The sequence below is a fragment of the Streptomyces acidiscabies genome (assembly GCF_020010905.1).
Classification (GTDB): domain Bacteria; phylum Actinomycetota; class Actinomycetes; order Streptomycetales; family Streptomycetaceae; genus Streptomyces; species Streptomyces acidiscabies.
Genome location: NZ_JAGJBY010000001.1, coordinates 1,993,763 through 2,007,716 on the forward strand (window position 1 = coordinate 1,993,763; position 13,954 = coordinate 2,007,716).

Below are 13,954 nucleotides of genomic sequence, written 5' to 3' on the forward strand. Positions count from 1 at the left end.
GTGGGGGAGCGGGTCTCAGGCCCGGCCGACCAGCTCGAAGCCGGCCTCGTCGACGGCCGCGCGGACGGCCTCCTCGTCCAGCGCGGCGGCCGAGACGACCGTGACCTCGCCGCTGGAGGCGACGGCCTTGACCGAGCTGACGCCCTCGATCTCCGAGATCTCACCGGAGACGGCGCCCTCGCAGTGGCCGCAGCTCATGCCGCTGACCTTGTAGACGGCGGTGACGGTGTCGGTGGTGGCGGTCATGTCGTTACTCCTCGGGAAGGCGTGGGAGAGCGGGGGCCGACTGGGGCCCACGGTGCTCCTTCTCCTTCGACTGTATACCCCTAGGGGGTATTTCTCCAAGAGGGGTCCCGACGGGCCAGCGACCGCGCCCACGACAGCCCGAACAGCGCCACACAGGCCATCCCGCCGACCGAGAACAGCGTGAACAGGTGCTCCTGCTGCCGGGTGGTGTCGGCCAGGTACCCCACCTCGAACAGCTCACGCTCCAGGTTGACGCTCGTCAGCCGCGTGACCAGCCAGACCGCGATCCCGTGCGTCGAGTCCCACAGTGCGTGCAGCAGCGACACGCCGAGGAACGCGCCCACGACCGGGCCGGCGATCCGGAAGCGCCCGTTGGGCATCCGGTACGACAGCAGGACGCCCCCGGCGATCGCCGTCCACAGCCCGTGCCCGAAAGGCGCCAGGAGGCCCCTGAGGACCTCCGTCTCGACCAGCGCCCTCAGATCCACCCCCTGGGTCGAGACGGCCGCGTCGAAGGCGTACCCGGCGCTCTCCAGGGCCGCGAAGCCGAACCCGACGGTCGCCCCCAGCACCAGCCCCGCCCGCATCCCCCGCAGCCGCACCTGCCGCCGCACCACGAGCATCAGCGCGCCGAGCTTCACGCCCTCCTCGATCAGCCCCACGCCCACGAACATCCACGCGGAGGGGTGCAGCAGATACGTCTCCATGACCGACGCGCCCAGCACCCCGAGCGTCCCCCCGGTCAGGAAGCACCCCAGCAGCACGCTCACCCCGAGATCCCGCCCGTGCCGCTCGTACGCCCACAGCACGAACGTCACGGGCACCAGGAAGCTCCCGAGCAGGATCAGCGTCGGCAGCAGCGTCGTGTTCCCCGTCGCGTACGTCGTGAGCGCGGTCAGCGCCCACAGCGTCAGCCCGCCCGCGAGCGCGTGCTTCCACAGCCCCTCGCGAATGCGCGGATACGTGGGCGGCGGCTGCTGCGGACCAGGAATACGCGCGCGGGGCGGACCGGGCGGCGGGGAGTACGTCACAGAAGGCCCCTCAGGAGGCGGGGAGGGTGGCTTTCGTCGCACTTTAGGGGGGTGTGCCGGGTGCCGCAGTCCGGGCGGCCCGCACGGGCTACCCCCTCACCTCCGCTTCCTGCATGATCGTCGGACCGGAAGGGAGCGCGAGATGCGGGCAGTGGTGTTCGAGCGGTACGGCGAGCGGGCCGAGGTACGGGAGGTGCCCGACCCCCGCGCGCGGGAGCACGGCGTCGTCGTAAGGGTGGAGGCCACCGGTCTGTGCCGCAGCGACTGGCACGGGTGGATGGGCCACGATCCGGACATCGCCCTCCCGCACGTGCCCGGGCACGAACTCGCCGGTGTCGTCGAGGAGACCGGCCCGTACGTCACCCGCTGGCGCGCGGGGGACCGCGTCACCGTCCCCTTCGTGTGCGGCTGCGGAAGCTGCCCCGCCTGCCAGGCCGGCGACCACCAGGTGTGCGAGCGCCAGACGCAGCCCGGCTTCACGCATTGGGGCTCCTTCGCGCAGTACGTCGCCCTGGAGCACGCCGACGTCAACCTCGTCGCCGTCCCCGAGGACCTCTCGTACGCCACGGCGGCCTCCCTGGGCTGCCGGTTCGCGACGGCGTTCCGCGCGGTGGTGCAGCAGGGGCGCGTCGCGGCGGGGGAGTGGGTCGCCGTGCACGGGTGCGGGGGCGTCGGCCTGTCGGCGGTGATGATCGCGGCGGCCTCGGGCGCGCGCGTGGTGGCCGTCGACGTCAGCCCGCGCGCGCTGGACCTCGCGCGGGCGTTCGGCGCGACGCAGTGCGTGGACGCGAGCACGGTCGACGACACGGCGGCGTACGTCCGTGAGCTGACCGGCGGCGGCGCCCACCTCTCGCTGGACGCCCTCGGCTCCCCGGTGACGTGTGCGGCCTCGGTCAACTCCCTGCGCCGCAGGGGCCGTCACCTCCAGGTCGGCCTCCTCCCCTCGGACACCGGCACGACCCCCGTCCCGATGGCCCGCGCGATCGCCCTGGAGCTGCGCCTCATCGGCAGCCACGGCATGGCCGCGCACACCTACCCGGAGATGCTGGAGGCGGTCCGTACGGGCGCCCTGCGCCCCGACCGGCTCGTCACCTCGACGATCGCCCTGGACGCCGTCCCCGAGGCCCTGGAGGCGATGGGAACGGCACCGGGCGCGGGCGTGACGGTCATCGAACCGTGGGTGTGACCCCAGTGACCCCAGTGACCCCAGTGGCCTCGGCGATGTCGGGGTGCCCCCGGTGGACGGCCCACTCGTCCTCCAGGACCGCCATCACCACCTCGTCGACCCACTTCCCGTCCCTCAGCTCGATCTCCTTGCGCACCCCTTCGTGCAAGAATCCGACCTTTTCGTAAACCCTTATGGCGCGAGAGTTGAACGCGTACGCCTCCAACTCGATCCGGTGCAGCCCGAGCCGATCGAACCCGTACCCCACGATCAGCCGCGTCGCCTCGGTGCCGAATCCCCTCCCGCGCCCGCGCGGCCCCAGGAACGTACGGAACGTGCAGCTGCGGGCCGCCGGGTCCCACTCGTTGAGGACGACCTCGCCGACGACCTCCCCGGTCTCCCGGTCGGTGACGGCGAGGTCGAGCCGGTCGCCCTGCGCGCCGCGCGAGCCGTACCAGGCGCGCAGCGACTCGGGGGTGACCGGGTTCGGCGAGGCGCCGGTGAACAGGGCGACCTCGGGGTCCTCCATGAGGTGGGCCATGACCTCGGCGTCGGCCTCGGTGAAGGGGCGCAGCACGGTCAGGGGGCCGCTGAGAACGGGTTTCACGGAGAAGTCCATGCACGGCACTGTGCCCCACCCGGAGGCGGGGCACAGAGGGGTTTTCCGGGGTCGTCGCAGGCCCGTCACTCCTCCCGGCGGGTCTGGCTCCGGGGTCTCGACGCGGCCCACGCCCGGACCGTGTCGGCGTACCAGAACGGCTTGCCCCCTTCGACGTGGTCCGGGGGCGGCAGGAGCCCGTGCTTGCGGTAGGAGCGGACGGTGTCCGGCTGGACGCGGATGTGAGCGGCGATGTCCCTGTAGGACCAGAGCTGACGGTCTGTCATGAACTGCTGAACGACACCGGGCGACCACAGGGAAGCGCCGGTTGATCACGTGTGACCGAAAGCCCGCGTACACGGGACATGCGTGACACGGGGGAGGTGTTTGTGACACGACTGACGAAAAATGTCCGGAACGCGCGCCCTTGGGGAGCGCGTTCCGGACACGGCGATCAGAAGACCCTCACGCCCCGCAGGACCGCAGGAACGCCCGCGTCCGCTGGGCGATCGGCAGCGGCTTGTCCGGCGCGCACGGGTACATGTCCTGCTCGACGATCGCGAACAGGTCGACGTCCAGCTTCCCGGCGGCCTCCAGGACGGGCCCCAGTTCCGGCACCCCGGTCGGCGGCTCGCACATGACGCCCTGCGCGACGGCGGGCCCGAACGGCGTCCCCTTCGCGCGCACGTCGGCGAGGATCTCGGGGTCGACCTGCTTGAGGTGCAGGTATCCGATCCGCTCCCCGTACGTCTCGATCAGCTTGACGCTGTCGCCGCCGCAGTACGCGTAGTGCCCGGTGTCGAGGCACAGCGAGACCAGGCCGGAGTCGGTGCCGTCCAGGAACCGGACGACGTTCTCCTCGCTGTCGATGTGGGTGTCGGCGTGCGGGTGGACGACGATCTGGAGGCCGTACTGGTCGCGCACGCGCTCGCCGAGCCGCTCGGTCAGCGTGTTCAGGTTCCGCCACTGCTCCGGCGTCAGTGTGTCGGACTCCAGGACCTCGCCGGTCTTGTCGTCGCGCCAGAAGGACGGGATGACGACGAGGTGCTTCGCACCCATCGCCTGCGCGAGCACCGCGTTGTCGGCGACGTGCGCCCAGGTCTTCTCCCAGACGGACTCGCCGTGGTGCAGCCCGGTGAAGACCGTGCCGGCCGACACTTTCAGGCCACGTTCGGCGACCTCCCTCGTGAGGACTGCGGGGTCGGTCGGCAGGTACCCGTACGGGCCCAGCTCGATCCACTCGTACCCGGACGCGGAGACCTCGTCGAGGAACCGCTGCCAGGGCACCTGCGCGGGATCGTCCGGGAACCAGACGCCCCAGCTGTCGGGGGCCGAACCGATCCGGATGCGGGAGAGTGAGGGGGATGAGGACAACGTCGTCATGAGCGTCAGCGTGCGGTGTCCCCGCGAGAGGTGTCAAGACCTGGTCCGAATGTCTGGACAAAGTATTGACAGGGCTCGGAGACCAGGGCTAGAAAACGGTTGCGGAGCCGATTGCCGTGGCGAGCCGACGCGAAGGGAACCCGATGGCGTACGACCTGATCACCATGGGACGGATCGGAGTGGACCTCTATCCGCTCCAGACGGGCGTCCCACTCCCGCAGGTCACCTCGTTCGGGAAGTTCCTGGGCGGTTCGGCGACGAACGTCGCGGTCGCCGCGAGCCGCCTGGGGCGGCGTACGGCCGTGATCACCCGCACCGGCGACGACCCGTTCGGCACCTACCTCCACGAGGAGCTGCGCCGCTTCGGCGTCGACGACCGCTGGGTCACCCCGGTCGCCGGGCTCCCGACCCCGGTCACCTTCTGCGAGGTCTTCCCGCCGGACGACTTCCCGCTCTACTTCTACCGCCGCCCGAAGGCCCCCGACCTCGAACTCGACGCCCACGACCTCGACCTGGCGGCCATTCAGGAAGCGCGCCTGTTCTGGGTCACGGGTACGGGACTCAGCGAGGAGCCCAGCCGTACGGCGACCCTCGCGGCGCTCGCCCACCGCGCGAAGGCCGGTGCGACGGTCTTCGACCTCGACTGGCGCCCGATGTTCTGGTCCGACCCCGAGGCCGCGCGGCCGTTCTACACCGAGGCGTTGAAGCACACGACCGTCGCCGTCGGGAACCTCGACGAGGTCGAGGTCGCGACCGGCGTCCGTGAACCCCGGGCCGCCGCACGGGCGTTGCTGGACGCGGGCGTCGAACTCGCCGTCGTCAAGCAGGGACCCAAGGGCGTCCTCGCGGTCAACAGCAAGGGCGAGGAGGCCGAGGTCCCGCCGCTGCCGGTGACCGTCCTCAACGGCCTCGGCGCGGGCGACGCGTTCGGCGGCTCGCTCTGCCACGGGCTCCTCGAAGGCTGGGACCTGGAGAAGATCATGCGCCACGCCAACGCGGCCGGCGCGATCGTCGCCTCCCGCCTGGAGTGCAGCTCGGCGATGCCGACGACCGCCGAGATCGAGGCGGCCGTCGAGGCGGGCGAGGTCACGCCGGAGATCTCCGGCGCGGCGGGAGCGGTTGTGCAAACGGTTACTGAAACGGCCGCCGCCCTCGAAGCGGGCGCGACCTCCACCGACACCAAGACCCCCGGAGCCGACCGATGAGCCCCGTAGCCGTGGACATCGGCGAGATTGTCCGCCTCCGCGCCGAACGCCCCCAAGCGGTCGCCGAAGCGGCAGCGGCCCGCACCCGCCGCCCCCTCGTGAGCGGCACCGGCCGCCTGATGATCGTCGCGGCCGACCACCCCGCACGCGGCGCCCTCGGCGTCGGCGGCGACAAGCTCGCCATGGCGAACCGCGCCGACCTCCTCGAACGACTGTGCCTCGCGCTCAGCCGCCCCGGCGTGGACGGCGTCCTCGCGACCGCCGACATCCTGGACGACCTGCTCCTCCTCGGCGCGCTCGACGGCAAGGTCGTCATGGGCTCGATGAACCGCGGCGGACTCCAGGGCTCGGTCTTCGAGATGGACGACCGCTTCACCGGCCACCGCGCCGAGGACATCGAGCGGTTGAACTTCGACGCCGGGAAACTCCTCCTGCGCATCGACTACGACGACCCGGGCTCCCTCACCACCATGGAGACCACGGCCCGCGCGATCGACGACATGGCGGCCCGTCGACTCCCGCTGTTCGTCGAGCCGTTCATCAGTCGCCGCACTCCCGAGGGCAAGGTCAGGAACGACCTGTCGGCGGAGGCGGTGACCCGCTCGATCGCCATCGCCTCGGGCCTGGGCGGCACTTCGGCCTACACCTGGCTGAAGCTCCCGGTCACCGACAACCCCGACGACATGGCCGAGGTCATGGAGACGTCCACGCTGCCCGCCGTCCTGCTGGGCGGCGAGGTCGGCGGCGACCAGGACGGCGCGTACGAGAAGTGGCGCGGCGCCCTCCAACTCCCCACCGTACGGGGCCTGGTGGTCGGCCGCTCGCTGCTGTACCCGGCGGACGGGGACGTCACCGCCGCTGTGGACACCGCCGTAGGACTGCTGTGAGGGCCGCATGAGCAACGACCTGTACGTACCCAAGGGCGCGTCCGCGCAAGGCGATTACGCGCTCGACATCGACCCGAAAAGCGCGGGGTGGAGTTACAGCGCCCTGCGTATCGTCGAGTTGGGCCCGGGCGCCGCGCACACCTTCGAGACCGGGGACACGGAGTGGATCGTGCTCCCCCTCGAAGGCGGATGTACCGTGCAAACAGAGGGAAAACAGTTCCAACTCCTGGGCAGGGAAAGCGTTTTCGCGGGGGTAACCGACTTCGCGTACGTTCCCCGCGACGCCCAGGCAACGATCGCCTCCGGTGCGGGAGGCCGCTTCGCCCTGGCAGGAGCGAAGTGCGAGCGACGACTCCCCGCCCGCTACGGCCCCGCACCGGAGGTCCCCCTCGAAGCACGCGGCAGCGGCAACCGGCTGCGCCACGTCCGCAACTTCGCCTCGGCCGACGCCTTCGACTGCGACAAGCTGATCGCCGTCGAGGTCGTCACCCCCGGCGGCAACTGGTCCTCGTACCCGCCGCACAAGCACGACGAGCACCGGCCGGGCGAGGAAGCCGAGTTGGAGGAGATCTACTACTTCGAGATCGACGGCCCGCACGGCTTCGGCTACCAGCGCGTGTCCCCCTCCCGCGAGGGCGGCGCGGACGTCCTGGCCGAGGTCCGCTCGGGTGACGCCGTCCTCGTACCCGACGGCTGGCACGGCCCGTCGATCGCGCAGCCCGGCCACGACATGTACTACCTGAACGTCATGGCCGGACCGGGTGCCACCCGCGAATGGCGGATCTGCTTCCACCCGGACCACACGGAGGGTTACCGATGACCACCAGGCTCACAGTGGCCCAGGCGCTCGTGCGCTTCCTGGCCGCGCAGTACACCGAGCGCGACGGCCACCGGCAGCGGCTGATCAGCGCGACCTGGGGGATCTTCGGCCACGGCAACGTGGCGGGTCTCGGCCAGGCCCTACTGGAGTACGACACCCAAATGCCGTACCTCCAGGGTCGTAACGAGCAGTCGATGGTCCACGCGGCCGTCGGCTACGCCCGCCAGTCGAACCGGCTCTCCGCCCACGCGGTGACGACGTCGATCGGCCCCGGCGCCACGAACCTCGTGACCGGCGCGGCCCTCGCGACGGTCAATCACCTTCCGGTCCTCCTCCTCCCGGGCGACATCTTCGCGACCCGCGTCGCCGACCCGGTGCTCCAGCAGCTCGAAGTCCCGTACGCCGGGGACGTGTCGGTGAACGACGCGCTGCGCCCCGTATCGCGCTACTTCGACCGCGTCACCCGCCCCGAGGCCCTCATCCCGGCTGCCCTCCAGGCGATGCGCGTCCTCACGGACCCGGTGGAGACCGGCGCGGTCACCCTCGCGCTCCCGCAGGACGTGCAGGCCGAGGCGTACGACTGGCCGGACGAGTTCTTCGCCGACCGCGTGTGGACGGTACGACGCCCCGGCGCCGACCCGGTCGAGCTGTCGGCGGCGGTCGAGGCGGTCAAGGCGGCCCGGCGCCCCCTGATCGTCGCGGGCGGCGGCGTCCACCACAGCCGCGCGGAGGAGGCACTCGCGTCCCTCGTGAGTACTACGGGTATCCCCGTCGCCTCCACCCAGGCCGGCAAGGGCTCCCTCTCCTACGACCACCCTCAGGACGTAGGCGGGGTAGGCCACACGGGTACCGCCACCGCCGACGAACTGGCCCGCACGGCGGACCTGATCATCGGCGTAGGCACCCGCTACACCGACTTCACGACCGCCTCCAACACCCTCTTCAACGCGGACGCCCGCTTCCTCAACCTCAACATCGCGGGGTACGACGCGCACAAGCTCGCGGGCCTCCCGCTGGTCGCGGACGCGCGCAGTGCACTGGCTCAGCTCGCCGTAGCTCTTGAGGACTACCGCGTCAGTACCGCCTACGTAGACGAGTACACGCAGGACAAGGAGCTCTGGGAGCAGCGCGTCGACGCGGCGTACGAGGCGACCGAGCAGGACGTGCGGCCGACTCAGACCCAGGTACTAGGGGTACTGGACGCCCTCTCCGACGAATCGGACATCGTCATCAACGCGGCCGGCTCCCTCCCCGGGGACCTGCACAAGCTGTGGCGGGCCCGGTCCAAGGACGGGTACCACCTGGAGTACGGGTACTCCTGCATGGGGTACGAGATCCCGGCGGCCATCGGCGTCAAGATCGCCTCTCCCGAGCGCAACGTGTGGGCGCTGGTCGGCGACGGGACGTACCTGATGATGCCGACCGAGATCGTCACCGCCGTACAGGAGGGCATCGCGATCAAGATGCTCCTCATCCAGAACCACGGGTACGCGTCCATCGGCGGCCTCTCCGAGGAGACCGGCGGGGAACGTTACGGAACCGCTTACCGTTACCGCGCATCCGACGGCACCTTCTCCGGCGCACCCCTCCCCGTGGACCTCGCGGCCAACGTCGAGAGCCTCGGGATGCGCGTCCTGCGCGCCAAGACCGTCGGTGGACTGCGCGAGGCCCTCGCCGAGGCGCGCGCCGCCGACACCCCCACTTGTGTCTACGTCGAGACCGAAACGGCAGACACAGTGTCGGGAGCGCCCCCGGCGCAAGCCTGGTGGGATGTTCCCGTGGCCGAGACCGCGACCCGACCGTCCGCCGTCAAGGCCCGTGAGCAGTACGAACGGCACGTCGCCACCCGTCGCCGCCACCTCTGATCGACAAGAAGGAGCATCTGGTCATGACGAAGATCGTCAACCACTGGATCGGCGGCAAGACCGTCGAAGGCGCGTCGGGAACGTTCGGTCCGGTCACGGACCCGGCGACCGGCGCGGTCACCACGAAGGTCGCGTTCGCGACGGTCGACGAGGTCGATGCCGCTGTCGCCGCCGCCAAGGACGCTTACGTTTCGTGGGGTCAGTCCTCGCTCGCCAAGCGCACCGAGATCCTCTTCAAGTTCCGCGCGCTGCTCGACGCCAACCGCGACGCCATCGCCGAACTCATCACCGCCGAGCACGGGAAGGTCCACTCCGACGCGCTCGGCGAGGTCGCCCGGGGCCTGGAGATCGTCGACCTCGCGTGCGGGATCAACGTCCAGCTGAAGGGCGAGCTGTCGACGCAGGTCGCGAGCCGTGTCGACGTCGCGTCGATCCGCCAGCCGCTCGGCGTCGTCGCGGGCATCACGCCGTTCAACTTCCCGGCCATGGTGCCGATGTGGATGTTCCCCATCGCCATCGCGACCGGCAACACGTTCGTCCTCAAGCCGAGCGAGAAGGACCCGTCGGCGTCCCTCAAGATCGCGGAACTCCTCGCCGAAGCGGGTCTGCCGGACGGTGTCTTCAACATCGTCCACGGCGACAAGGTGGCCGTCGACCGGCTCCTCGAACACCCCGACGTCAAGGCCGTCTCCTTCGTCGGCTCGACCCCCATCGCGCGCTACATCCACACCACCGCCTCCGCGAACGGCAAGCGGGTCCAGGCACTTGGCGGCGCGAAGAACCACATGCTGGTCCTTCCCGACGCGGACCTCGACGCGGCTGCGGACGCGGCGGTCAGCGCGGCGTACGGCTCCGCCGGTGAGCGCTGCATGGCCATCTCCGCTGTCGTGGCGGTCGGTTCGATCGGCGACGAGCTGGTGGAGAAGATCCGCGAGCGCGCCGAGAAGATCAAGATCGGCCCCGGCAACGACCCGACGTCCGAGATGGGCCCCCTCATCACCGCCGCGCACCGCGACAAGGTGGCGTCGTACGTGAAGGGCGCGGCGGCCGAGGGTTCCGAAGTGGTCCTGGACGGCAGCGACTTCACGGTCGAGGGCTTCGAGGAGGGCCACTGGATCGGCATCTCCCTCCTGGACAAGGTCCCCACGACGGCGAAGGCGTACCAGGACGAGATCTTCGGCCCGGTCCTCACGGTCCTGCGCGTAGACACGTACGACGAGGGCATCGCCCTCATCAACGCGTCCCCCTTCGGCAACGGCACGGCGATCTTCACCCGCGACGGCGGCGCGGCCCGCCGCTTCCAACTGGAGGTCGAGGCAGGGATGGTGGGCGTAAACGTCCCGATCCCCGTCCCCGTCGGCTACCACAGCTTCGGCGGCTGGAAGGACTCGCTGTTCGGCGACCACCACATCTACGGCAACGACGGCACGCACTTCTACACCCGCGGCAAGGTCGTCACGACCCGCTGGCCGGACCCGTCGGAGGGCCCGTCGGGAGTGGACCTGGGCTTCCCGCGCAACCACTGAGCAGCAGCGGCACCCGAACGACGCCCCGTTCCCCCCTACTTGGGGTCGAGCGGGGCGTCGTCGTCATCCTCGTCCCCCACCTCGATCCGCCGCCCCCGCGACTCGGCGACCCGCACGGTGTCCCGCAGACACTCGACCAACCGCTTCCCGGCGAACCGCACTTCGCGCGGCGCGGAGTCGGGGTCGTCGAGCACGACCTTGGCGTGCCCGAGCACTTCGACGGCGGTGTCCATCTGCATCGCCTCGATATCGTCGGCGAGTTGAGTGATGTGCCCGTTGCCGCTGGGGTCGGGGGAGAGGTAGCAGGGGCGGCCGTCGGGGGTGGTCCAGGGGAGCAGGCGGAGATTGGGGTCCATGGGGGTGCCTCCGGATATGGGGGGATTGACTGGTTGTGCCTCCATGGTTGCGGTCTGTCGCTAGCCTCGGGTAGGTGGAAGCCGTTAACGGCTGAAAGCTGAAACGGGTGGACGACCGAGGGCAAGGAAGCCCGACGACATGACCACTGAAGCGAACGGCCTCGAAGTGCCGTGCACCGCAAGCGAGTCGTACCGCAAGGAACTCAATCGCCAGCGCATCCTGGCGGGCCTGTCCTTCGGCCAGTTGGCGGCCATCGTCAAGTACAGCAAACCTCACGTCTACGGCGTGGAGATGGGCACACGTCCCCCACTGCCGCCGATCTCCGAGAAGTTCGACGCGGCGTTCGGGACGGGGGTGTTGTTCCAGGGGATGTACGCGGGGATCCTGCGGGAGAGGCCGCTGAAGCGGTTCGACCACTGCCTCGCGCTGGAGGCGAAGGCGGTGCGGATCCAGGCGTACGGCGCGACTCTCGTACCGGGGTTGCTCCAAACCGAGGCGTACATGCGGGCGTTGTTCCTCCGGGACCATCCGAAGGCGGCGCCCGGGGAGGTCGACCGTTTCATCGCGAAACGCTTGAGCCGACAGGAGATCCTTCACGGCGACACCAGGCCCGAGTACTGGGCGATCCTCGACGAGGCTGTGCTCCGGCGCGCGGTGGGCGGACCGGCGGTGATGCGTGAGCAACTCGCCGCGCTCCTCGCCCTGGTGGACACGCCGCGTACGACGATCCAGGTGATCCCGTTCGACGTCGGCGAGTACGAGGGCATGAACGGCACCCTCATCCTGCTCACGCTCCCCGACAACTCCGTCACCGTCTACCAGGAGGCGTCCGGCATCGGAGAGAGCTTCGATGATCGCGGCACCGTGCAGCGCCGCCTGCGCGACTACGATCGGATGAAAGCCCGCGCTCTCTCGCCGGAGGCGTCTGCGGCGATGATCGAAGCGGCGATGGAGACGTTCACACCATGCGAGCCACCCCAGACCTGACCGGCGCCCACTGGCGCAAGTCCAGCCACAGCGACGCCCAGCCGGGCGGCGAGTGCGTCGAGGTCGCCCACAACATCCCGAACCTCATCCCGGTCCGCGACAGCAAGACCCCCCACACCACCCCGCTGACCTTCGCCCTCCCCGCCTGGCAAGCCTTCGTCGAGGCAACTAAGAACACTCCCGCTGTTTGAAAGGACTGCGCGATGCGAGCAGTCCCAGACCTGACCGCTGCCCAGTGACGCAAGTCCACCTATAGCGGAGGGCGGGAGGCAGACGCCTGCGTCGAAGTCGCAGACAACCTCTCCTACTCCATTCCCGTTCGCGCCTACGCGGACGGGCTCTTGAAATCCTGCTAAACCTCTCGGAGGTGGAACGGGAAGTCGCGGTCCACCTCGTCCCAGATCTCCACGTCGATATCTAGAGTTCCGTCGGAGTCGATGAAGAATGCCTCGCGGTAGTAGCATTCTGTAAATGCCTCCACCATTTGAGTGACGTTTTCGTAGGCTGCGGTCGGTCACTCTGTGTGAGGTAGCTGGGATGGCTGCGCCCCCGGCGCAAAGAGCCCGTAGGTCTTCATGATCGTGGTTGTTCTCTACGCAACCGATCACGAAACCCCACGGGCTTGAACATCGACAATACCGGGACCAATGAGGCGGCCACGCGACTTCTGAGGCTGGAGGGGGTGAGCGTGACGCAGGTCAAGGACGACAGATCGGGCGGATCGACGGTGTACGTCGTCACGGCCGAGGAATCCGCCCGGGTCTGCCCCCTGCGGGGTCTTCGCCACCCGGTTGAAGGACTACCGCACCACCCTGCCCCGGCACCTGCCCTGTGGTGGGCGCCCGGTGAATATCCAGTGGCGCAAAGCGCGCTGGTGCTGCACCGAACCCGCCTGCCCACGCGGCTCGTTCACCGAGGCGATCCGTGCGGTCCCCGTGGGAATGCGGACCACCACCGCCCTGCGCCGGGCGGCGGGGGCCGCGGTCTGCGACGGCTCTCGCACCGTCGTGCAGGCCGGCCGCGACCCGCGCCTGAGCCGGCCAGGTCGTGCAGCACTGCTTCGAGAAGTATGCGGCCGAAGCCCTGCCGGCCACCTCGTCGATCGGGATCGACGAGACCCGGCGGGGCAGCCGGTGCGGAAGCAGAACCCCGCCACCAGCGAGTGGGAACTCGTCGCGGACGCCTGGCACATCGGCTTCGTCGACGCGATCGGCGGACGCGGTCTGTTCGGCCAGGTCGAAGGCCGCACGCGGCGTCGGTCGCTGACTGGCTCACTTCCCGGCCCGCCACCTGCGCGAGCGGGTCCGCTATCGTGCAGCTCGCCCAGCGCCACTTCGCCGACGTCTCACCTGGCGACAGTACGGCCGCCGGGCCCGCAAGGCCGACACCCCGCCAGGGCGCACCCGGCAGGGCTTTTTATTTTCTATTGCAACCTTTGGAGGGGTGAGTTCACGCCAGGGAGTCCGCCTCCGCAGTATTCTCGGCGATCATCCCACGAAAGAAATCGGAGAAGGTTCGATACCTTTCGATTTCCCCGCCCGCAAGCCAGATGACGGGGGCCGGTCGCTTCAGATCGCTCGCACACGGCATGACGAGGATGTCGATGTCCGTCCGTGACGCCCCGATGGGAATCAGGCGGGTGAAGCTTTCTCCGTGCTCGATCTCCACCTCATCCTCGATCACGCGTACCAATTCCTCGGCTTCGGCGTAAGCGTCGGTATAGAAGTCCGCCGTCCCGAACAGGTCAATGTCCTGCAAAATGGCCGACCAGCCATCCGCATGCAGGAGGAAATCGGCGTATTCAGGGTCCACCGAACAGTGAGTCACCGTAGCGATCTCCGCGATCCGACTCGGTATGGCTGGAGGCCGACGTTGCTCGTGACG

General features: G+C 69.6%; 16 protein-coding genes and 2 pseudogenes. 10 read left to right on the top strand and 8 right to left on the bottom strand.

Annotated features, from left to right (window positions below):
- Positions 1 to 15: 15 nt before the first annotated feature.
- Both J8M50_RS09425 and J8M50_RS09430 read right to left on the bottom strand, forming a co-directional pair.
- On the bottom strand, positions 16 to 246 hold the full coding sequence (locus J8M50_RS09425; RefSeq protein ID WP_010350123.1) for a heavy-metal-associated domain-containing protein: 231 nt from the start codon (positions 244 to 246) through the stop codon (positions 16 to 18).
- 80 nt (positions 247 to 326) lie between these two features.
- Complete coding sequence (locus tag J8M50_RS09430; protein ID WP_010350122.1) at positions 327 to 1,277, bottom strand: PrsW family intramembrane metalloprotease; 951 nt, start codon at positions 1,275 to 1,277, stop codon at positions 327 to 329.
- A gap of 142 nt (positions 1,278 to 1,419) precedes the next feature.
- Between J8M50_RS09430 and J8M50_RS09435 the strand changes: the two genes are divergently transcribed.
- On the top strand, positions 1,420 to 2,463 hold the full coding sequence (locus J8M50_RS09435) for a zinc-dependent alcohol dehydrogenase family protein (RefSeq protein WP_010350121.1): 1,044 nt from the start codon (positions 1,420 to 1,422) through the stop codon (positions 2,461 to 2,463).
- Here the strand turns inward: J8M50_RS09435 and J8M50_RS09440 are convergent.
- The 3 genes from J8M50_RS09440 to J8M50_RS09450 form a co-directional block, all read right to left on the bottom strand.
- On the bottom strand, positions 2,444 to 3,061 hold the full coding sequence (locus J8M50_RS09440; RefSeq protein ID WP_010350120.1) for a GNAT family N-acetyltransferase: 618 nt from the start codon (positions 3,059 to 3,061) through the stop codon (positions 2,444 to 2,446). The two genes, J8M50_RS09435 and J8M50_RS09440, sit on opposite strands and share 20 nt — an antisense overlap.
- A 65-nt stretch (positions 3,062 to 3,126) precedes the next feature.
- Complete coding sequence (locus tag J8M50_RS09445) at positions 3,127 to 3,327, bottom strand: helix-turn-helix transcriptional regulator (RefSeq protein WP_010350119.1); 201 nt, start codon at positions 3,325 to 3,327, stop codon at positions 3,127 to 3,129.
- 178 nt (positions 3,328 to 3,505) lie between these two features.
- Positions 3,506 to 4,423 (bottom strand): sugar phosphate isomerase/epimerase family protein, encoded by a 918-nt coding sequence (locus J8M50_RS09450; protein ID WP_010350118.1) that lies wholly within the window; start codon positions 4,421 to 4,423, stop codon positions 3,506 to 3,508.
- A 143-nt stretch (positions 4,424 to 4,566) separates the two neighbouring features.
- On the opposite strand from J8M50_RS09450, the gene iolC reads away from it, so the two are divergent.
- The 5 genes from iolC to mmsA are packed head-to-tail and all read left to right on the top strand — an operon-like array spanning position 4,567 to position 10,726.
- Positions 4,567 to 5,628 carry a 5-dehydro-2-deoxygluconokinase gene (gene iolC / locus J8M50_RS09455; protein ID WP_010350117.1) on the top strand — a complete coding sequence of 354 codons (1,062 nt, stop codon included), beginning with the start codon at positions 4,567 to 4,569 and terminating at the stop codon, positions 5,626 to 5,628.
- The gene (locus J8M50_RS09460; RefSeq protein ID WP_040835146.1) at positions 5,625 to 6,515 is read left to right on the top strand and encodes a Cgl0159 family (beta/alpha)8-fold protein; all 891 of its coding nucleotides are present in this window, start codon (positions 5,625 to 5,627) and stop codon (positions 6,513 to 6,515) included. Before iolC ends, J8M50_RS09460 begins: the two co-directional genes overlap by 4 nt.
- 7 nt (positions 6,516 to 6,522) lie before the next feature.
- On the top strand, positions 6,523 to 7,335 hold the full coding sequence (iolB, locus tag J8M50_RS09465; RefSeq protein WP_010350115.1) for a 5-deoxy-glucuronate isomerase: 813 nt from the start codon (positions 6,523 to 6,525) through the stop codon (positions 7,333 to 7,335).
- The gene (gene iolD, locus J8M50_RS09470; RefSeq protein WP_010350114.1) at positions 7,332 to 9,200 is read left to right on the top strand and encodes a 3D-(3,5/4)-trihydroxycyclohexane-1,2-dione acylhydrolase (decyclizing); all 1,869 of its coding nucleotides are present in this window, start codon (positions 7,332 to 7,334) and stop codon (positions 9,198 to 9,200) included. Before iolB ends, iolD begins: the two co-directional genes overlap by 4 nt.
- A gap of 23 nt (positions 9,201 to 9,223) precedes the next feature.
- Positions 9,224 to 10,726, top strand: coding sequence for a CoA-acylating methylmalonate-semialdehyde dehydrogenase (gene mmsA, locus J8M50_RS09475; RefSeq protein ID WP_010350113.1), 1,503 nt, complete (start codon positions 9,224 to 9,226; stop codon positions 10,724 to 10,726).
- A 35-nt stretch (positions 10,727 to 10,761) separates the two neighbouring features.
- Here the strand turns inward: mmsA and J8M50_RS09480 are convergent, their stop codons facing one another.
- Positions 10,762 to 11,082 (bottom strand): hypothetical protein, encoded by a 321-nt coding sequence (locus J8M50_RS09480; protein ID WP_010350112.1) that lies wholly within the window; start codon positions 11,080 to 11,082, stop codon positions 10,762 to 10,764.
- A 139-nt stretch (positions 11,083 to 11,221) separates the two neighbouring features.
- Here J8M50_RS09480 and J8M50_RS09485 point away from each other — a divergent pair, with 139 nt between their 5' ends.
- From J8M50_RS09485 to J8M50_RS50045, 3 genes and pseudogenes are all read left to right on the top strand, one after another.
- Positions 11,222 to 12,070, top strand: a complete 849-nt coding sequence (locus J8M50_RS09485) for a DUF5753 domain-containing protein (RefSeq protein WP_010350111.1) — start codon at positions 11,222 to 11,224, stop codon at positions 12,068 to 12,070.
- Complete coding sequence (locus tag J8M50_RS09490) at positions 12,049 to 12,261, top strand: DUF397 domain-containing protein (RefSeq protein ID WP_010350110.1); 213 nt, start codon at positions 12,049 to 12,051, stop codon at positions 12,259 to 12,261. The genes J8M50_RS09485 and J8M50_RS09490 overlap by 22 nt, the downstream gene beginning before the upstream one ends.
- A gap of 60 nt (positions 12,262 to 12,321) precedes the next feature.
- Positions 12,322 to 12,426 (top strand): annotated as a pseudogene (locus tag J8M50_RS50045) (hypothetical protein); the annotation flags it as partial.
- On the opposite strand, the gene J8M50_RS49040 reads toward J8M50_RS50045, so the two are convergent.
- Positions 12,423 to 12,554, bottom strand: a complete 132-nt coding sequence (locus J8M50_RS49040; protein ID WP_256725274.1) for a hypothetical protein — start codon at positions 12,552 to 12,554, stop codon at positions 12,423 to 12,425. The pseudogene J8M50_RS50045 and the gene J8M50_RS49040 overlap by 4 nt on opposite strands.
- Positions 12,555 to 12,852: 298 nt before the next feature.
- Here J8M50_RS49040 and J8M50_RS50050 point away from each other — a divergent pair.
- Positions 12,853 to 13,623, top strand: a pseudogene (locus tag J8M50_RS50050) (hypothetical protein); the annotation flags it as partial.
- Here the strand turns inward: J8M50_RS50050 and J8M50_RS09505 are convergent.
- Positions 13,520 to 13,882 carry a hypothetical protein gene (locus J8M50_RS09505; protein WP_029183334.1) on the bottom strand — a complete coding sequence of 121 codons (363 nt, stop codon included), beginning with the start codon at positions 13,880 to 13,882 and terminating at the stop codon, positions 13,520 to 13,522. The pseudogene J8M50_RS50050 and the gene J8M50_RS09505 overlap by 104 nt on opposite strands.
- Positions 13,883 to 13,954: the final 72 nt, after the last annotated feature.